Here is an 18,765-nt window from a genome sequence, read left to right as displayed (position 1 = left end):
GCCACAGGGCTACGCATGATACCCTGAGGTAAGCAACGCCATTTTGCGAGGTGAATCAGGGCATGATTCCTATTGCAGTGCAGGGCGCCAGCCGGGAGCGGAAACGCCAGCAACCCAAGGGCCGGCAAGTCGACGCTGCTGCGTTGCAGCAGGTGCAGGCTTTGCTGGGCGAGCTGCCGCGCAGGCGGGATTCGCTGATCGAGTTTCTGCATGTGATCCAGGATGCATATGGCTGCCTGTCGGCGGCGCACCTCGCGGCCTTGGCCTCCGAACTGCGGCTGGCTCAGGTCGAGGTCTTTGAAGTGGCCTCCTTCTACCATCATTTCGATATTGTTCGCGAGGGCGAGCATGCGCCTCCCGCGCTGACGGTGCGCGTGTGCGATGGCCTGCCGTGCGAAATGGCTGGCGCTGGCGAGCTGCTGGCGCGCTTGCCGGCGATGCTGGGGCGCGAGGTAAGGGTGGTGCCGACGCCTTGCATCGGGCGCTGCGAACAGGCGCCGGCTGCGCTGGTCGGGCAGCGTGCGGTAGGGCTGGCCAGTGGCGAGAATGTGGCGGCGGCCGTTGCGGCTGCGGCGGGCGCCATAGCGGCGCAGCCAGTCGACGAAGATGCCCTGGCCCCGGTGGCGGACGGCGGGTTTACGATTCTGGAAGAATGCCTGTCCGGTGCGCGCTCCGTCGATGCGGTGCTTGCGGCGCTGGAGGATTCGGGCTTGCGCGGGTTGGGTGGGGCTGGCTTTCCAGCGGGCCGCAAATGGCGCATTGTGCGCGGCGCACCGGGGCCGCGCCTAATGGCTGTCAATATCGACGAAGGGGAACCTGGCACCTTCAAAGACCGCGTCTATCTCGAACGCAATCCCAAGCAATTCATCGAAGGCATGCTGATCGCCGCCTGGGCAGTCGGCATCGACGAGATCTACATCTACCTGCGCGACGAATATCACGACTGCCGCAAGCTGCTGCTGCAGGAGCTGGCCCGCCTGGGCGCGCAAACGCCGCGCATTCACCTGCGGCGCGGCGCCGGCGCCTATATCTGCGGCGAAGAATCGGCGATGATCGAATCGATTGAAGGCAAGCGCGGCATGCCCCGGCTGCGGCCGCCTTACGTGGCCCAGGCCGGCCTGTTCGGCCGCCCCACGCTGGAACACAACTTCGAAACCTTGTATTGGGTGCCGGAGATCCTGGCGAAAGGGGCTGCATGGTTCGCCAGCCATGGCCGCAACGGCCGCCAAGGCTTGCGTTCGTTTTCCGTATCCGGCCGTGTAAAACAAGCGGGCGTCAAGCTGGCGCCGGCCGGCATCACCGTGCAAGAGCTGATTGACGAATACTGCGGCGGCATGCAGGACGGCCACCAACTCTATGCCTACCTGCCTGGTGGAGCGTCAGGGGGCATCCTCCCCGCCGGCATGAACAACATCCCGCTCGACTTCGATACGCTGCAGCCATATGGATGCTTCATCGGTTCCGCAGCCATCATCGTACTGTCGCAGCATGACACTGCACGCGCGGCAGCCGGCAACCTGATGCGCTTCTTCCGCCACGAGTCCTGCGGCCAGTGCACGCCATGCCGCGTTGGAACGGCAAAGGCGGTCGAACTGATCGGGCAGCCGGTGTGGGACGCAGGCCTGCTCGGTGAGCTATCGCAAGTCATGCGCGACGCCTCGATCTGCGGACTTGGCCAGGCAGCGCCCAATGCGGTCGACTGCGTGCTGAAATACTTCCCGCATGAGGTCGCGCGATGATCGCTTTTGAACTCAATGGACGTGCAGTGCATGCGGCGGAAGGCGAAACGCTGCTGCAGGCCGCTCGCCGCGAAGGGATCGAGATCCCGCACCTTTGCTACCAGGACGGCATGGCGCCAGCCGGCAACTGCCGCGCATGCATGGTGGAGATCGATGGCGAACGCGTGCTGGCCCCATCGTGCTGCCGCCATCCGGCGCAAGGGATGAAGGTCAGCACCGACAACCCGCGTGCACTCGCCGCGCAAAGGATGGTGCTGGAACTGCTGCTGGCCGATATGCCCGCGCAAGCGCATACGCGCCTTAGCGAGATCGATCACTGGGCCGCGGCGCTCGCAGTCGGCAAGCCGCGCTTCCCGGCCCGGCGGCAGCCCGCGTGCGACCTGACGCATGCGGCCATCGCGGTCAACCTTGACGCCTGCATCCAATGCACGCGCTGCCTGCGCGCCTGCCGCGACCAGCAGATGAACGACGTGATCGGCCTGGCCTGGCGCGGCGACCACGAGAAAATCGTATTCGACATGGACGATCCGATGGGCGCATCCACCTGCGTGGCCTGCGGCGAATGCGTGCAAGCCTGCCCGACCGGGGCCCTGATGCCGGCGCGCGATGCCGCGCTGGCGGTGCCGGACAAGCGTATCGACTCGGTGTGCCCCTATTGCGGCGTGGGCTGCCAGCTCACCTACAACGTCAAGGACAACAAGATCCTGTATGTGGAGGGCCGCAACGGCCCGGCCAACCAGGGCCGGTTGTGCGTGAAGGGCCGCTACGGTTCCGACTACGCCCATCACCCGCACCGCTTGACCATTCCCCTGGTACGCCGCGCCGATGCGCCGCCGAAATCCGGCGGCTTCAGCATGGATCCCGAGCGCGTTGACGAGGTGTTTCGTGAAGCCAGCTGGGAGGAAGCGCTGGCGCTGGCCGGCGGCAAGCTGGCCGCCATCCGCGATACGCACGGCGCGCGCGCCTTGGCAGGCTTCGGTTCGGCCAAGGGCAGCAACGAAGAAGCCTACCTGTTCCAGAAGCTGGTGCGCATCGGCTTCGGCAGCAACAATGTCGACCACTGCACGCGTTTGTGCCACGCCTCTTCGGTTGCTGCGCTGCTGGAAGGCATAGGCTCGGCTGCCGTCTCCAATCCGGTCAAGGATGTGATGAAGGCTGAGGTGGTCATCCTGATCGGCGCCAATCCGGCCGTCAATCACCCGGTGGCGGCGACGTGGATCAAGAACGCCGTGCGGCAAGGCACCAAGCTGGTGGTATGCGACCCGCGCCGCTCCGACTTGTCGCGCATCGCCAGCCACTTCCTGCAATTCAAACCCGATACCGACGTGGCGCTGCTGAACGCGATGATGAACGTAATCGTGACGGAAGGACTGGTGGACCAGGACTTCATCGCCGGCCGCACCATCGGCTACGACGAGCTGGCAGTGAATGTAGCCGGATACAGCCCGGAAGCCATGGCACCGATCTGCGGCATCGAGGCCGATACGATTCGCGAGGTGGCGCGCTTGTATGCCAAATCGCGTGCCTCGATGATCCTATGGGGCATGGGAATTTCGCAGCATGTGCACGGCACCGACAATGCCCGCTGCCTGATCGCGCTGTCCCTGATGACGGGGCAGATCGGCCGGCCAGGCACCGGCCTGCATCCGCTGCGAGGGCAGAACAATGTACAGGGCGCCTCGGACGCCGGCCTGATCCCGATGATGTACCCGGACTACCAGCGTGTGGCCGATCCGGCCGCCAAGGCCCGTTTCGAAAGTGCCTGGGGCGTGGCGCCCGGCACGCTGGACGACCAGCCCGGCCTGACGGTGGTGGAGGTGATGGATGCCGCCGAAGCAGGGCGGGTCAAGGGCATGTACATCATGGGCGAGAACCCCGCCATGTCCGACCCCGATGCCAACCATGCGCGGGCGGCGCTGGCCTCGCTGGAACACCTGGTGGTGCAGGATATCTTCCTGACCGAAACCGCCTATCTGGCCGACGTGATCCTGCCCGCCAGCGCCTTCCCGGAAAAGACCGGCAGCTTCACCAACACCGACCGGCTGGTGCAGATCGGGCGCCAGGCGTTGGACCCGCCGGGCCAAGCGCGGCAGGACCTGTGGATCATCCAGCACCTTGCGCAGCGGCTTGGACTGGACTGGCAGTACGGCAGCGCGGCTGACGTATTTGCGGAGATGCGGCAGGTGATGCCCAGCATCGCTGGCATCACGTGGGAACGACTGGAACGCGAACACGCGGTAACCTATCCCTGCCAGGAAGAAGGCGACCCCGGCACGCCGGTCGTATTTACCGAGGATTTCCCGCGCGATTCCGGCAGGGCGCGTTTTGTGCCAGCTGATATCATCCCGGCCGACGAAAGACCCGACGCCGCCTACCCGATGGTGCTGATCACCGGCCGCCAGCTCGAACACTGGCACACCGGCAGCATGACGCGCCGTACGGCGGTGTTGGATGCGATCGAACCGGACCCGGTCGCGCTGGTGCACCCGCTGGACCTGGCTGCCCTCGGTGGCAAGCCTGGCGACGTGGTGACGATTGCTTCGCGAAGGGGACAGGTTGCGCTGTATGCACGGGCCGACGACAGTTCGCCGCGCGGGGCAGTGTTCGTGCCGTTCTGCTACTACGAAGCGGCGATCAACAAGCTGACCAACCCCGCGCTCGACCCGTTTGGCAAGATCCCCGAATTCAAGTACTGTGCAATCAAAGTCACGCTGGGCGGCACGGTCGGCGCCCAATCCAGTTTTGGCGGCGGCAAGGCGATGGAGACAACAGGCGCATGAGACTACCGCAGATGACCCAGGCCAGCGTGCCGCTGACGCAGGAAGTGGAAGCGATCGACGAAAAGGGCCGTCGCTCGCTGATTCACATTCCCGCCGAACGCCCGCTGACGGTGTACGTGGACAAGCGCGAACTGGTGACCCTGATGACGCTGGGCGGCGCTCCCGAAGCGCTGGTGCTCGGCTACCTGCGCAACCAGCGCCTGGTGCGTGCGCTGGAAGATGTGGCATCGATCCATGTCGACTGGTCGGTTGGCGCGGCGGCGGTCAAAACGCGCGGCGGCGTGGCCGATATCGAAGAGCGCACCGCACGCAAGGTAGTGACGACCGGCTGCGGCCAGGGTTCCGTATTCGGCGACTTGATGGACGACGTGGACGGCATCGTACTGCCGCCGGAAGAGCGGCTGAAGCAATCGGGCGTATACCGGATTGTCGAAACCATCCGCACGCAGCAGTCGATCTACAAGCAAGCCGGCTCGGTGCACGGCTGCGCCTTGTTCACGCAAGCCGGCGAGCTGCTGTATTTTGTCGAAGACGTCGGCCGCCACAATGCGGTCGACTCGATCGCCGGGAAGATGTGGCTGGACGGCGTGGACGGCGGCGACAAGGTGTTTTACACAACCGGCCGCCTGACATCCGAAATGGTGATCAAAGGCGCACAGATGTCGATTCCCTTCCTGTTGTCGCGCTCCGGCACCACGCAAATGGGCCACAGCGTCGCCACCCGCCTCGGCATGACCCTGCTGGCCCGCTGCACCGGCCGCCACTTCCTGCTGTTGACCTCCCCCGAGCGCCTGATCCCCGAACCCGAGTTGGCCGAACTACCGCAGAGGCCGTGTCCCACCATGGGGTCACACCCGAATCGGGACACGGCCTCTGCCGCGCTCACAGTCGAGGCCGTGTCTCATTTCGGGTGTGACCCCAAGGTGGGACACGAGCTCGACCGGGAGGCGTGATGGGGCTGGTGGATGCGGTGCGCGGGGCGTTCGGGCTGCTGGTCAACGGCGATCCTGTGCTGTGGCGGATTGTGTGGATCTCGGTCAGTACCAGCGTGCTTGGCTTGTTGATTGCGACACCGTTCGCGGTCGCGGGCGGCTATGCGATTGCGATGACGCAGTTTCGCGGGCGGCGGGTGGTGATCTGGCTGGTGCAGGCGGCCTTGTCGTTGCCGACGGTGCTGATTGGGCTTCTGCTGTACATGACGCTGTCGCGCCATGGGCCGATGGGCGGGCTGCAATGGCTGTTCTCGCAGCCGGGCATCGTGGCGGGACAGGTGGTGATCGCGCTGCCGGTGCTGCTGGCCTTTACGTTGTCGGCGGTGCAGGCGGCCGATCCACGCCTTGCGGAAACCGCCATCGCGCATGGGGCCTCTCCCTGGCGCGTCATGTCGACCCTCCTGTATGAAGTGCGCTTTGGCGTGATGGCGGCGATCATCAGCGGCTTCGGGCGTGTGATTTCGGAGGTCGGCTGCGCGATGATGGTAGGCGGGAATATCGCCGGCGAAACGCGCACCATCACGACCGCCATTGCGCTGGAAACCAGCAAAGGTGAGTTCGCGCAGGGCATCGCATTGGGTGTCGTGCTGGTCACCATTGCGCTGGCGATGAACGGTGCGATGATGGTGCTGCAAGGCGATGCCCACGCTGCCAGGGGCCGGGGATGACGTCCATGCTTTCGATCGCGCGGCTGACCAAGCGCTATGGTGAGAACCTGCTGTTCGAGCTGCAGGATTTCAAGCTCGATGCAGGGCGCGCCTACGTCCTGACCGGCATGAACGGTGCGGGGAAAAGCACCTTGCTGCGCGTCCTGGCTGGCCTGGCGCCAGCCGATGCGGAGGGCGTGCACTTCGGCGGCAAGCCTGTGAGGCTGGCGCCTTACCCGGCCGCCCTGCGGCGCGACATCGTCTACGTGCACCAGCATCCGGTGATGTTCTCGACCAGCGTGGCCGGGAACATCGGCTACGGCCTGAAGGCGCGCGGCATGGCGCGCACCGAGGCGTCCAGCCTGGTCGAGGAGGCGATGTACTGGGCCGGTGTGCAGCATTTGCGAGGCAGCCACCCTGCCACATTGTCCGGCGGCGAAAAGCAGCGTGTGGCGCTGGCCCGCGCCAAGGTACTGCATCCGCGCCTGTTGCTGCTCGACGAACCGACCGCCAGCCTGGATGGCGAGGCGCGCGAACAAGTATTGGCTTTGATTCCATCGTTGACCCAGTCGGGCAGTACAGTCGTCATGGCCTGCCACGACCGTGACTTGATTAACCTGCCGGACGTACGGCGCTTGAAGCTGCGCGACGGCCAACTTGAGGAGAAATGAATGCAACGCAGGCTCCTGCTTATTCTCGCCGCGGCATGTGCGCTGTCCGGCAACGCTTATGCACAGCAAATTATCCGGCTGTCCACCACGACCAGCACGGAAAATTCCGGTTTGCTGGCCCATCTGCTGCCGGCCTTCGAGGCCGGGACCAACAGCAAGGTACACGTGATTTCGGTCGGCACCGGCAAGGCGCTCGAGCTGTCGAAAAATGGCGACGTGGATGTGACCCTGGTACATGCGCGCTCGGCGGAAGACAAGTTTGTCGCCGATGGCTGGGGTATCGACCGGCGCGACGTGATGTACAACGACTTCATCGTGGTCGGCCCGCCAGGCGATCCATCGGGCATCAAGGGTGGCAGGGATGTCCTGGCTGCCTTCCGCAAGCTGGCGGGAGGTCCGGCAAAGTTCATTTCGCGCGGCGATAATTCGGGCACGGACATCATGGAAAAAGCTTACTGGAAGCAGGCTGGCGCGCAGCCGGCCGGCGCGCAGTACGTTTCCGCGGGCCTGGGCATGGGCGAGGTGCTGAACATGGCGGCTGAAATGGGCGGATATACGCTGACCGACCGTGCCACATATGGCGTGTACCAGGCCAAAACCGGCCTGGCGTTGATGGTGGAAGGGGACCAGCGGATGTTCAACCCGTACGGAATCATCGCCACCAATCCGGCCAGGCATCCGGGTGTGAACTACAAAGGAGCGCGCCAGTTGATCGACTGGATTACGTCGCCGGAAGGACAAGCGAAGATCGCCCAGTTCCGGCCCGGCGGGCAGCAATTGTTCTTCCCGAGCGCCAAGCCTGATTAAGCGCGCTGCAGCCAGGCCAGCAGGGCGTCGGCCACGGCGCCCGGATTCTCGCGTTGGGGGAAGTGGCCGACGCCTGCCAGCAGTGCGCGGTGATATGGCCCGCTGAACAGGTGTCCCTTGTGCTCCGAGGTTTGCGGGCTGTTCGCGCCATCTTCCGTGCCATGCAAGGTGAGTGTCGGCACGCTGATCATGGATTCGTGCCGCAGCCGGCTTTCCTGCAGGGCGTAGCGTGGATCGGGTGAAGCCAGTCCCCAGCGGTGGCGGTAAGAGTGGACCGTCACGTCAACCCAGTCCGGGTTGTCCCAGGCATGCATGGTGTCGTGGAAGACGCCCTCGCCGAAATGCCATGAAGGCGACCAGGTGCGCCAAAGCAGGAGGGCGAACTCGCGGCGTTCCTTGCGCAGTGCTTCGGCGCCACGATCGGTGGACAGATACCAGTGGTACCAGTAATTGCGCGCCTGGTGCAGGCTCAGGGCCTGGTTCGGATCATTGGTACCCCAGCCGACCGACAGGGCCATGCAGCGCATCACGCGTTCCGGTGCCAGCAAAGCTGCGTTGTAGGCGGCGCGGGCTCCCCAGTCGTGGCCGGCCACATTGAATCGTTCGATGCCCAGCGCCGTGGCGAAATCCAGCAGGTCTTGCGCAAGGGCGCTCAACTGGCCGCTGCGCGGTGTGGCAGGATCGAGGAAGCGGGTTTCGCCGAAGCCGCGCAGGCTCGGCACGATCACGCGGTAGCCGGATCCTGCAAGGAAGGGCAGCACGCCGTCCCAGGTGTGCATATCATCCGGCCAGCCGTGAAGCAGGAAGATCGGCTCCCCCTGCATGTCGCCATGCTGGCGGAAGGCAATGCGCAAGCGGTCGGTGTTCACGTATTCCATGTTCCCTCCTGGCTGGCGAAGCGTGCCCTCGGGATTATAAGCCTGCGCTATACTGGGACCTATGGAAAACTTGCATATCGTCTGCCCACACTGCGACGCGGTCAACCGTGTTCCCTCGGTGCGCCTGGAGCAGGAGGCCAACTGCGGCAAGTGCCAGCGCCCCTTGTTTACCGGCCACCCTGTGGACTTGTCCACCGGGCGCTTCCTCAAGCATATCGAGCGCAACGATATTCCAGTACTGGTGGACTTCTGGGCGCCGTGGTGCGGGCCTTGCCGCACGATGGCACCGTTCTATGAGCAGGCGACCCAGCACCTGGAGCCGTATTTCCGTGTGGTGAAGGTCAATACCGAGGCGGAACAGCAACTGGGCGCCCGTTTCGCCATCCGCAGCATTCCGACCTTGGCGGTATTCAAGGGCGGCCGCGAACTGGCGCGCCAGGCCGGTGCGATGGACAGCAAGAGCATCATCGCCTGGGTGCAGCAGCACCTGCGCTAGACCTGCGCCAGCCAGTTCCGGATTCCGTCAATTGAGCGGAAGTCGGCCACCGAGCGGCATTCTATTCCAGGGTGGCGCGCCGACAACATCTTCGACAATGCACTTCCCGGTCCCAGTTCCAGGGCGGCTGTGATGCCACGCTCGGCGCAGGCGTCCATGCAATCAGACCACAGAATCGCTTCGGCAATCTGGCGGGAGAGATGGCTGAGAGCCGTTTCCTTATCGCGAATCGGCGTGGCGTCGATGCCGCCCAGGACGGGCGCCCGTAACGTGCCGAAATCTTCTTGCGCGAGCAGGCTGGCGAATGGTTCGACCGCGCCTTGCAGGTAGGGGGTGTGCGAGGCGATGGCAACCGGCAGCGCCACGATGCGTGCGCCTGGGACAGAGATGGCTGCGGCATCGGCAGCGAGGCCGCCGGCCACGCAGCTATCCTCGCCGGCTTCTATCGCGATATGGAAGCCATGGGACGCCAGTTGGGGGCGCAACGCCGCCGTGCGCCGGCCGCTGATCGCCAGCATGGCGTGCGGGCTGTCGGAGGCGACGCAGGCGTCCATCAGCGCGGCACGCTGTGCCGCGAGGGCGACGGTGCGCTCGGCGGTGAATGCGCCCGCCACGCCGTAGGCCGTCAGCTCACCAATGCTGTAGCCTGCCACCAGCGCGGGTTGCGGGCAATCGCGGCGCAGCGCCTCCCATGTGGCGAGACTGCTGGCGACGATGGCCGGTTGGGCGGCGCGGTTGGCGAATATTGCGCCTGGATCTGGCAGGCCGGGAAGCAAAGGCGCCAGTTGCGCGAGCAGGGCGGCTCCGTGCGGGTCGCTGCGGGCCAGATCGTACATGGTGGCATTCTGTCCGCCTTGGCCGGGGCACAGGATCAACAGGCGGCTTTTCATGGCGGGGGCATGGCAGTCAAGCTGTGCACCAGGCAGGTGGCGGCCAACAGGTCGGCGGCGCCGCCGGGCGACAGGCGCCGGGTGACGAAGCGCCGATGACAATCCAGGGCATGCTCTTTCCATCGCGGATTGGCGGTGCCGCCTTGGTGCAGGAAATGGCGGGCGCTGCGCAACACGGTGTCGGCGCCTTCAGTCCCTCCACGGTGGTAGATGTTGGTGTCGCTGACGTGGGCCATCAGGGCGAAGATGGCGTCGACACGGGCGTGCAGCATGGGGGCGCCGCGCGCCAGCGTGGATTGCAAGGCGGGCAGGCCGACGTCGAATACCGAAGGCAGGCCGAGCGCGCCCTCTTCGCGGGCGCCGCTGGCTGCATGCCGGGCTGCTGCTTGCAGTCCGTGCGAACTGCCGGTGGCGTGCGTGTGGTTGGACAGCGCGTCGCCCCAGTGCAGCAGGAGGGTGGTGCGCAGGGCGGCGGGTGTCAAGGTCATGCGCAGGGCGCGCACGCGGCCCATGGCGGCGCATAGCAATCCGAGGGCGAAGATGGCGCCGCGGTGGGTGTTGATGCCGTTTGTGGCGGCCATCATGCGCTGTTCAGCAGCGATGCCGAGCCTTTTCAATTCGGCGAAGGGCGCGCCATCGTAACCAGCGCGGCAAATGCGGGCGTAGTAGTGACGTAGCGAGAACAGGCTGCGCATGAAGGTGGCGGCGTTCATGTCGGCATGGCTGCCGTTGTCGATGAACGACACCAGGCCGGGCTTCGGATAGAGCGCCAGCTCGTGGTACAGGCTGCGCACAGCGCGCAAGGCGACTTCGCGGGATAGGGCGTGCGCGGCATGGCGGCACGGCCTGCGGCCGGAGGCCAGCCGCGCTGCGCCAGCCAATGCGCGTGCTTGCTGCGCCGCTTGGCTGGCGGGGGCGCTCATGCCGGCTCCAGTTCGGCGCGCAGTTCGGCCCGGGTGCCGAGTTTTACGCTGGCTTGGGATTTTACCAATACGCGCTCGGTGTGGGCGCGTGCGGAAATCCATTCCTTCCACGCCACCGCCTGGCCGCCGGGGAAGATGATCTCTCCGTCCAGCGGCAGTTCGTCGAGATATCCGGCCAGCAGCAGCATGCCTTGATCCAGTTCGGCGTTGTCGCCGGGACGGAACAGGAGGTCGATGTCGGAGGCATCGCGCAGGTAGGCTTGGCCTGTCAGGGATTGCAAGGCGAGTGAGCCGAATACACGCAGATCAAATCCTGCGCTGGCCTGGACCAGGCGAGCAAACGAGGCTTGCCAGCGTGCAGGCAGGGCGTGGACGGCGGCGTCCAGTGGCGAAGGAGCGCTATGGCGGGCGATGTGCCGCGCCGGTACACGCAATGGCAGGCGCAGTTTCGCTCCGCTGACGGGATGCGGCGGCGCTGCCAGGCCGAGACAAATGTCGTCGGCGCGCGCATCCGCGTCGTTGCGGCGGACTACCAGGGGCCAGTCGGCATCGGCCCAGCGGGAGATCGCTGCGTGGGCTGGTGTGGCCTGCGATGCGCTGGCCAGCAGATCCTGCCAGCCCTCGCGCGTCAGCCATACCAGGTCATGCCGCGGGTACATTGCTGCCGCCGACGATGGCTTCAATGACCGGCTGCGTTGCCTTGCGGCCGCCGCGCAGCAAGCCCAGGGCGCTGCGCTGGTCCTCGCGCGGTGCATTGGCGATGGCGTCTGCCAGGTGCGCGGCGAGGTCGCCTTCCCAGATCGCCTGCAGGCCGCCCATGCGCAAATAGTTCTCCGGCCCCGGCGCGAACACGGGATTGCTGCGCGCCAGTTCCACCAGTTTTTCTTCAGGCACCTTGGTGATGCGTGCCATTGCCGGCAAACCCATGACGCGGATGGTGGCTTCGGGCAAGGCGTAGCAGGCGTCGGCCATCATGCCGCTGGTGACGAAGCCGCCGGACAAGGCTTGGTCATATACCAGCCCGATAATGCGATGACCCTGGAGGCGCGCCAGGTCGATGCATTTTCCCAGGTGAGCCATATAGCTGTTGATACCCAACATTTCGTCGCGATGACGCAGGCGCTGTCCTTGCGTGTCGACCAGGAGCACTATCGGGCGGCCTGGGTGGCTGCGTACCGTCGCCAGTACGGCCTTGGCCTGGGCCAGCGCGATTTCGACGCCGATCGGCGCATGGCCGGTGGTGCCGATTACATTGACGGTTTGCCCGTCGACGCGCGCGGTGCCGTTCAGGAATTGTTCATGTTCGACGATGTCATGGCCGCCGGGGAACAGGGCATCGGCTAATATTTTCCATTCCATGGTCATGCTCCCATTCGATGAGGCGCCGCGGCGGCGGTAAACGACTCGATATCCAGCATCGGAACGCTGTAGGGCGAGGCGATGCCGAGCGCAGCCCAGATTTCAGATGGATCGCGCAGGCTGCCGAAGCGTTCGATGCGTTGCGCAAGCATGTCCTGCTCCGCTTCCAGGCCAGCCAGCGTCAATTCGACCGTGCCGCCTCGGACTTCCGCGATGGCATCCAGCGCGGCCTGGCGGAAGGCGGGAATGCTGTCCTCCACGATACGCTGAACGTCTCCCAACAGGTAACGGTGCTTGCCGCCGGCGGTGCGCCATACCAGCGCGCGGTCGCGCGAATCGAATTCTTCGACCCCGTTGGCGGTTTCGATCACTTCCGGACCGGACATCGCCAGCCGGCCTTCTTCTGAAATGACCAGCGCGTTGGCGCAGCGCGCCACGATGCCCATGCCGCCGAAGGCCCCGTTGGAACCACCGATCAGTGCGACGATCGGGATGCCCGCGGCACGCACGTCCAGCACGGCACGCATGACCTCCGACAGCGCGATCAGTCCCGCATTGGCCTCATGCAGGCGTACGCCGCCGCTTTCAATCAACAGCACAACGCCGGCGGGGCGGTCGATCAGCGCGCGGCGCAACAGGCCGACCAGTTTGGCGCCGTGCACTTCTCCCACCGCGCCGCCCATGAAGCCGCCTTCCTGCGCGGCTGCGAAAACGGTCAGTCCACCCAGTGTGGCGCGGCCGACCACCACGCCGTCGTCGAACGATACCGGCGCATTCAGTTGCGCCAGGTGCGGGCTGACCACGCGCTGCGCCGGGCCGATAAACTCTTCAAAACTGTCGAACAGCGCCAGGCGTTCGCGTGCATTGGCCTCCATGTAGCTGCTCATTGCCCTTCTCCCAGCATGGATTCGACCGCCTGGTCGAGGCGCAGGCTGACGACCGCCGGCGTCGCTCCCATATCGTTGATGGCGATGCGCGTGTCGGCCAGTTGCCAGCGCTCGTGGAAGTCGCTCATCACGGCCTGCCAGATGGGGCCGAAGCCCACGGCGGCGGTCTGGATGCTTATCTCGCAGGCGCCGTCCAGCGGCGTGCTTTCGATCAGCACTTCAAGATTGCCTGAACTGACCACGCCGACGACGCGCGGCTCGGCCGGCAGCGAGCGTCGGCCCTGTTCGAATCGGTAATTGAGGTTTTCCATTCTTTCTCCTACCAGTTGCGGAAGCGCTTAGGCGGGTCATACAAGCCGCCGGACGCCCGCACCAGGTCTTTCATGTTCTTAGCCGCCAGCAAGTCGCGCGTGGCTTGGCGTTTGTCGATGCCCAGGTCTTCCGCCCGCGTGATGATGCCACGAGCGCGCAGGTGTTCCACCATGCGCTTGTCGCGTTGCAGGCCGACCGGCGTGTAGCCCGCCACGCCGCGGATGGCCTGTTCGCGCTCTTCGGCGCTGCGGCACAACAGCAGGTTGGCGATGCCTTCTTCGGTCAGGATATGCGTCACATCGTCGCCATAGATCATCACGGGCGGGATCGCCATCTTAGCCTGTTCTCTCAGTTCCCAGGCATCCAGCCGTTCGACAAAGGCCGGCTGCATGTGCTCGCGGAAGGTTTCCACCATCTGCACCACCAGTTTCCGGCCGCGCGGCATCGACCCGCTGCCCGACCGTGCCTGTTCGCCGGCCTTCAGCCACGCGGGGCTGGCATGGCGCCGGCCACGGGCGTCGGCGCCCATGTTCGGTGCGCCGCCGAAGCCTGAAATGCGCCCCAGCGTGGCAGTGGACGAGTTGCCGGCCAGGTCGATCTGCAAGGTGGAGCCGATGAACATGTCGCAGGCGTAGTGTCCCGCGGCCTGGCACAAGGCGCGGTTGCTGCGCATCGAACCGTCCGCGCCAACCGCGAAAATGTCGGGCCTGGCGCGGATATAGTCCTCCATGCCCAGTTCGGAGCCGAAGGAATGGATAGACTCCACGAACCCCGCTTCGATGGCGGGAATCAGGGCAGGGTGCGGATTGAGCGCCCAGTTGGTGGCGACCTTGCCGCGCAAGCCGAGCGAAGCGCCGTATGTCGGCAACAGCAGCTCGATGGCGGCGGTGTCGAAGCCAATGCCGTGGTTCAGGCGCTGCACCTGGTATTCGGCGTAGATGCCTTTGATCGCCATCATCGCCATCAGTACCTGGATTTCGGAGATCTGCGCCGGGTCGCGCGTGAACAGCGGCTCGATGTAGTAAGGCGTTGGCGACTGCACGACGAAATCGACCCAGTCCCCGGGTATATCGACGCGCGGCAATTCGTCCACGATGCGGTTGACCTGCACGATCACGATGCCGTTCTTGAAGGCCGTGGCTTCGACGATGGGCGGGGTGTCTTCGGTATTGGGGCCGGTGTACAGGTTGCCGTTGCGGTCGGCCGCTTCCGCCGCAACCAGCGCGATGCGCGGCGGCAGGTCGATGAAATAGCGGCTGAACAGCTCGAGGTAGGTGTGGATGGCGCCGATATTCAGCTTGCCCGCCGCCGCCAGCTTGGCCACGCGGGCGGCTTGCGGACCGGAGAAGGAAAAGTCCAGCTTCGAAGCGACGCCGCGCTCGAACACGTCCAGGTGTTCCGGCAAGGCCAGCACCGATTGCAGCATGTGCAGGCCGTGCACACGCTGCGGATCAAGCCCCGCCAAGGCCTGCGCCAGGAAGTCGGCCTGTTTCTGGTTGTTCCCTTCGATGCAGACGCGGTCGCCGTTCTCCAGCACCGCGTGCAGCAGGTCGGCGATGCGGCCGGCGGGCAGCGCCTTGCCTGCCAGTTCGCCACCGAGCACGCTGTGCGCGCGCGCCAGGCGCTCGTCGCGGTTGCGTTGAAGGTTGTCCCACACACGGATTGGGGCATGCATTTACCTGGCTCCCATGATCATGTCGGGCAGGCCGGTGGCAATGCCGGGGAAGATGCACAGCAGGATCACGGCAACCACCATCAGCAGCAGGAATGGCATCACGCCCCAGATCACATCGCGCAGTGGAATGTCGGGCGCGATGTTCTTGATGACGAAGATGTTCAGGCCCACCGGCGGGTGGATCAGGCCCATCTCCATCACCACCGTCATCACGATGCCGAACCATACCAGGTCGAAGCCGGCTTCACGCAGCGGCGGCAGGATGATCGGGGCGGTCATCAGGATGATCGAGACCGGCGGCAGGAAGAACCCCAGTACTACGACCAGCACCAGGATGGTTGCCAGCAGCACCCATTTCGACAAGTGCATGCCAACCACCCAGTTTGCAGCCGCCTGGCTGATATGCAGGTAGCTCATCACATAGGAATACAGCAGCGACATGCCGATGATCAGCAGCAGCATGGTCGACTCCTTGATGGTGGAGGACAGGATCGGCGACATGTCCTTGGGACGCCAGGCGCCGTACACCACCGCGATCAGCAGCAGGGCGAGCAGGGCGCCCAGGCCGGCCGTCTCGGAGGGCGTGGCGAAGCCGCCGTACAGCGCCACCATCACGCCGATCAACAGCACAATGAAGGGCAGCACGCGCGGCAGCATCTCCACCTTTTCGCGCAGGGTGAAATGCTCGTCTTCCAGGTAGGCCGATTTCACTCCGCCATTCTGGTAAGCCACCAGCGCCAATTGGTATTCGGTGCGGGCACGATACACCGCATAGCCGGCAAACAGCAGGACCAGCAGCATGCCCGGGCCAATGCCGGCCAGGAACAGGCGGCCCAGCGACTGTTCCGCCGCTACCGCGTACAGGATCATGGTGATCGACGGCGGCAGCAGGATGCCGAGCGTACCGCCGGCTGCGATGATGCCCGCTGCGAAACCAGGCGAGTAGCCGCGCTTGCGCATTTCGGGAATGCCGGCGGAACCGATCGCCGAGCAGGTGGCGGGCGAAGAGCCGGCCATGGCGGCAAACAGCGCGCAGGCAAACACGTTGGCGATGCCCAGGCCGCCCGGCACCTTGTGCAGCCAGGTGTGGATGGCGGAATACAGGTCTTTGCCTGCCGGCGACTTGCCGATCGCAGCGCCCTTCAGGATGAACAGTGGAATCGAAAGCAGGGTGATGGAAGCCATCTCCTCGTATACGTTCTGGGTCACCGTGTCGAGCGAACTGGCAGGCATGAAGAAGTACATGAAGCTGGTCGCCACAATGCCCAGCGCATACGCGATCGGCATGCCCGAGAACATCACCACCAGCGTCACGATGCCGTACAAGGCGCCCAAAGTCAGCTCGCTCATTTTGCGGCTCCTTTATCAGTGATTCGAGCCAGCACTTGCAGCAGGATCTGCAGGGTCAGCAAGGTCATGCCGGCCGCCATCATGGAATAGGGAATCCACAGCGGCGGTGCAAAGGTGGAGGTGGTGGTCTGGCCATCCACCCAGGCTTCGTGCCACAGCGTCCACGATTTCCAGGAGAAGAAGGCACAGAACAGGAAGGACAGCAGGTCGACGATGAACAGGCGCACCGCGTTGGCTTTAGGCGGCAGGATCGCGGCCAGCGCCTCGATGCCGATATGGCCGCGCAAGCTTTGCACGTAGGCGCAGCAGAAGAACGTCACGCCGACCAGCATGAAGATCGACGCTTCGTCCTGCCAGTCCGTCGGCGCGTGGAAGAAATAGCGCGACACAACGGAGTAAGTGAGGATCAGGGCCGTGGCGACCATCGCCATCATGGACAGGGCCAGCAAGCCCCGGTTCACCTTCGCCAGCAGAGCGCCTACCGTTGACAAGCCGGGCGCCTGGGGCAGCGCCGCCTCCTTGGACGGATTGAGTTCGAAGCCGTGGCTCACAGCGTCTTCTCCGCCAGGGCCAGCAGCCTGGCGCAGTTGTCGTTACGCTCGCCGTAATCCTTCCAGGCCGTGGTGCGGGCGATGGCTTGCCATTTCCTGACCGAGGCTGCGTTCAGGTCGACCACCCTGGCCCCGGCCTTCTGGTAGACGGCGGCAACTTGCGTGTCGTCGGCCTGGGCCGCGCTCTTGGCGAAAGCTTCCAGTTCGGCGCCAACGGCCATGATGGCAGCCTGCTGTTCTTTCGGCAGGCGCTCATAGGCGGCGCGCGACATCATCAAGGGCTCGAACATGAACCAGTAAGCGGTGCCGCGCCCGGTGGTCAGCGCTTTCGATACTTCCTCCAGGCGGAAGGAAATCAATGAGGTGGAGGAGGTCAGCGCCGCGTCCATGGCGCCGGTCTGCATGGCGGCGTAGATTTCGTTGGATGGCAGCGATACCACGGCGGCGCCGGCGGCTTTCAGGATCAGGTCCATCTCGCGCGAACCGCCGCGGATCTTCATGCCCTTGGCATCTTCCGGATCGACCACCGGCTTGACGCGCGAAGCGACGCCGCCCGCTTGCCAGATCCAGCTCACCAGCACCACGCCTTTTTCCCACAGCAGCTGCGTCAGCGCCTTGCCGATTTCCTTGTTCTTCCATCCGTAGCCCTGTTCATACGAGGTGACCAGCCCGGGCATCAGGCCGATATTCACTTCCGGGACTTCGCCGCCGGCATAGGACAGCGGCACCAGCGACAAGTCCAGCGCGCCCTTGCGCATGGCCGAGAACTGGGCATTGGTCTTCATCAGCGAAGAACCAGGGTAGATGGAGAACTTCAAGGTGCCCTTGGTGCGCTTTTCGACTTCGGCGGCGAACATGCGGGTCAGGCGGTCGCGGAAGTCGCCTTCGGCCAGGGTGCCGCCGGGGAACTGGTGCGAAATCTTCAGGGCGCCGGTCTGGGCCCAGGCGGTTTGCAGCCACAGCGGGCTGGTGGCGAGTGCGGCAACAAGGGACCTGCGGGTCATCTGCGACATATCATCCTCCAAGGTTAAGTATGCAGCTTTGTTTTTTATGTATACAAGAATATCTTCGCGAAATACATTGTCAAGTGAAATATGCGTCTTATAATGGAGTCCTATATACATGCCGAACTTGTAGTTCTATGACGAAACATTCTTCCACCCTGCGGGAAACCATCGAGGAAATGATTGCGATGGGTGAGCTGCAGCCCGGGCAACATCTGGACGAGACCGAGCTGGCAACGCGGTTTGGCGTGTCGCGCACGCCGATCCGCGAGACCTTGATTCAACTGGAATCGATGGGGCTGGTCGTGATCCGGCCACGCCGCGGCGCAATCGTGGCCGAACTCGGGCCGCAGCAGTTGGTCGAAATGTTTGAAGTCATGTCCGAGTTGGAGGCCACTTGCGGCCGCCTGGCGGCGCGCCGCATGACGCCGGAAGAGCAGCAGGTGCTGCTGGCCGCGCATGAAGCGTGCAAGGCTGCGGTCGAAGCACAGGAGCCGGACGAATACTATTACCGCAACGAGGCATTCCACGAGGCGATTTATGCGGGTGCCCACAACAGCTTCCTGTTCGAGCAGACGCGCGGCCTGTATCGCAGGCTGCGGCCTTACCGCCGTTTGCAGCTGCGCGTGCGCAACCGCATCGGCCATTCCTATGCCGAACATGAAGGCGTGGTGCAGGCCATTCTCGCCGGCGACGGCGACCAGGCGGCCGAGCTGCTGCGCAGCCATGTGATGATCCAGGGGCAGCGCTTCTCGGACCTGATGGCCTCGCTGCCGCAGCTGACCAAATCCGCCGCCTGATAAT

At 64.7% G+C, this 18,765-nt stretch carries 19 protein-coding genes; 8 read left to right on the top strand and 11 right to left on the bottom strand.

Annotation, left to right across the window (positions count from 1 at the left end; genetic code table 11):
* Positions 1–50 precede the first annotated feature (50 nt).
* Genes BM269_RS08235 through BM269_RS29640 form a run of 6 tightly spaced genes read left to right on the top strand, consistent with a single transcriptional unit; the run spans position 51 to position 7,636 of the window.
* Positions 51–1,739 carry an NAD(P)H-dependent oxidoreductase subunit E gene (locus BM269_RS08235; protein WP_090436529.1) on the top strand — a complete coding sequence of 563 codons (1,689 nt, stop codon included), beginning with the start codon at positions 51–53 and terminating at the stop codon, positions 1,737–1,739.
* On the top strand, positions 1,736–4,519 hold the full coding sequence (fdhF, locus tag BM269_RS08230; RefSeq protein ID WP_090436528.1) for a formate dehydrogenase subunit alpha: 2,784 nt from the start codon (positions 1,736–1,738) through the stop codon (positions 4,517–4,519). The genes BM269_RS08235 and fdhF overlap by 4 nt, the downstream gene beginning before the upstream one ends.
* Positions 4,516–5,472, top strand: coding sequence for a formate dehydrogenase accessory sulfurtransferase FdhD (locus tag BM269_RS08225; protein ID WP_090436527.1), 957 nt, complete (start codon positions 4,516–4,518; stop codon positions 5,470–5,472). Before fdhF ends, BM269_RS08225 begins: the two co-directional genes overlap by 4 nt.
* A complete protein-coding gene (locus BM269_RS08220; RefSeq protein WP_090436526.1) occupies positions 5,472–6,179 on the top strand; it encodes an ABC transporter permease in 708 nt (235 codons plus the stop codon). The genes BM269_RS08225 and BM269_RS08220 overlap by 1 nt, the downstream gene beginning before the upstream one ends.
* The gene (locus BM269_RS29645; protein WP_211482670.1) at positions 6,176–6,829 is read left to right on the top strand and encodes an energy-coupling factor ABC transporter ATP-binding protein; all 654 of its coding nucleotides are present in this window, start codon (positions 6,176–6,178) and stop codon (positions 6,827–6,829) included. The genes BM269_RS08220 and BM269_RS29645 overlap by 4 nt, the downstream gene beginning before the upstream one ends.
* Positions 6,830–7,636 carry an ABC transporter substrate-binding protein gene (locus BM269_RS29640; RefSeq protein WP_211482669.1) on the top strand — a complete coding sequence of 269 codons (807 nt, stop codon included), beginning with the start codon at positions 6,830–6,832 and terminating at the stop codon, positions 7,634–7,636.
* Here the strand turns inward: BM269_RS29640 and BM269_RS08210 are convergent.
* Positions 7,633–8,514: an alpha/beta fold hydrolase gene (locus BM269_RS08210; RefSeq protein ID WP_090436525.1), complete on the bottom strand. Its 882-nt coding sequence runs from the start codon at positions 8,512–8,514 to the stop codon at positions 7,633–7,635. The genes BM269_RS29640 and BM269_RS08210 overlap by 4 nt on opposite strands.
* A gap of 61 nt (positions 8,515–8,575) precedes the next feature.
* Here BM269_RS08210 and trxC point away from each other — a divergent pair, with 61 nt between their 5' ends.
* A complete protein-coding gene (trxC, locus tag BM269_RS08205) occupies positions 8,576–9,010 on the top strand; it encodes a thioredoxin TrxC (protein ID WP_090436524.1) in 435 nt (144 codons plus the stop codon).
* Here trxC and BM269_RS08200 read toward each other — a convergent pair.
* Genes BM269_RS08200 through dctP form a run of 10 tightly spaced genes read right to left on the bottom strand, consistent with a single transcriptional unit; the run spans position 9,007 to position 17,970 of the window.
* Positions 9,007–9,900 (bottom strand): acyltransferase domain-containing protein, encoded by an 894-nt coding sequence (locus tag BM269_RS08200; protein WP_090436523.1) that lies wholly within the window; start codon positions 9,898–9,900, stop codon positions 9,007–9,009. The genes trxC and BM269_RS08200 overlap by 4 nt on opposite strands.
* Positions 9,897–10,823, bottom strand: coding sequence for a triphosphoribosyl-dephospho-CoA synthase MdcB (mdcB, locus tag BM269_RS08195; RefSeq protein WP_090436522.1), 927 nt, complete (start codon positions 10,821–10,823; stop codon positions 9,897–9,899). The genes BM269_RS08200 and mdcB overlap by 4 nt, the downstream gene beginning before the upstream one ends.
* Positions 10,820–11,482, bottom strand: coding sequence for a malonate decarboxylase holo-[acyl-carrier-protein] synthase (mdcG, locus tag BM269_RS08190; RefSeq protein ID WP_090436521.1), 663 nt, complete (start codon positions 11,480–11,482; stop codon positions 10,820–10,822). The genes mdcB and mdcG overlap by 4 nt, the downstream gene beginning before the upstream one ends.
* On the bottom strand, positions 11,466–12,182 hold the full coding sequence (gene mdcE, locus BM269_RS08185; protein ID WP_090436520.1) for a biotin-independent malonate decarboxylase subunit gamma: 717 nt from the start codon (positions 12,180–12,182) through the stop codon (positions 11,466–11,468). Before mdcE ends, mdcG begins: the two co-directional genes overlap by 17 nt.
* 2 nt (positions 12,183–12,184) lie before the next feature.
* Positions 12,185–13,069 (bottom strand): biotin-independent malonate decarboxylase subunit beta, encoded by an 885-nt coding sequence (locus BM269_RS08180; protein WP_090436519.1) that lies wholly within the window; start codon positions 13,067–13,069, stop codon positions 12,185–12,187.
* Positions 13,066–13,380, bottom strand: a complete 315-nt coding sequence (gene mdcC / locus BM269_RS08175; protein ID WP_090436518.1) for a malonate decarboxylase acyl carrier protein — start codon at positions 13,378–13,380, stop codon at positions 13,066–13,068. The genes BM269_RS08180 and mdcC overlap by 4 nt, the downstream gene beginning before the upstream one ends.
* An 8-nt stretch (positions 13,381–13,388) precedes the next feature.
* Positions 13,389–15,056, bottom strand: a complete 1,668-nt coding sequence (gene mdcA, locus BM269_RS08170; protein WP_090436517.1) for a malonate decarboxylase subunit alpha — start codon at positions 15,054–15,056, stop codon at positions 13,389–13,391.
* Positions 15,057–16,406 (bottom strand): TRAP transporter large permease, encoded by a 1,350-nt coding sequence (locus BM269_RS08165; protein WP_090436516.1) that lies wholly within the window; start codon positions 16,404–16,406, stop codon positions 15,057–15,059.
* Complete coding sequence (locus BM269_RS08160; RefSeq protein WP_090436515.1) at positions 16,403–16,957, bottom strand: TRAP transporter small permease; 555 nt, start codon at positions 16,955–16,957, stop codon at positions 16,403–16,405. The genes BM269_RS08165 and BM269_RS08160 overlap by 4 nt, the downstream gene beginning before the upstream one ends.
* The gene (gene dctP / locus BM269_RS08155; RefSeq protein WP_090436514.1) at positions 16,954–17,970 is read right to left on the bottom strand and encodes a TRAP transporter substrate-binding protein DctP; all 1,017 of its coding nucleotides are present in this window, start codon (positions 17,968–17,970) and stop codon (positions 16,954–16,956) included. Before dctP ends, BM269_RS08160 begins: the two co-directional genes overlap by 4 nt.
* A gap of 128 nt (positions 17,971–18,098) precedes the next feature.
* Here dctP and BM269_RS08150 point away from each other — a divergent pair, with 128 nt between their 5' ends.
* Positions 18,099–18,761 (top strand): GntR family transcriptional regulator, encoded by a 663-nt coding sequence (locus tag BM269_RS08150; RefSeq protein WP_090436513.1) that lies wholly within the window; start codon positions 18,099–18,101, stop codon positions 18,759–18,761.
* The last annotated feature ends 4 nt before the right edge of the window (positions 18,762–18,765 follow it).

Origin of the sequence: Duganella sp. CF458 (assembly GCF_900113115.1) — a bacterium.
Lineage (GTDB): Bacteria > Pseudomonadota > Gammaproteobacteria > Burkholderiales > Burkholderiaceae_D > Rugamonas.
The sequence above is the reverse complement of the archived record's forward strand: the minus strand, read 5'-3'. Positions and strand labels throughout refer to the sequence as shown.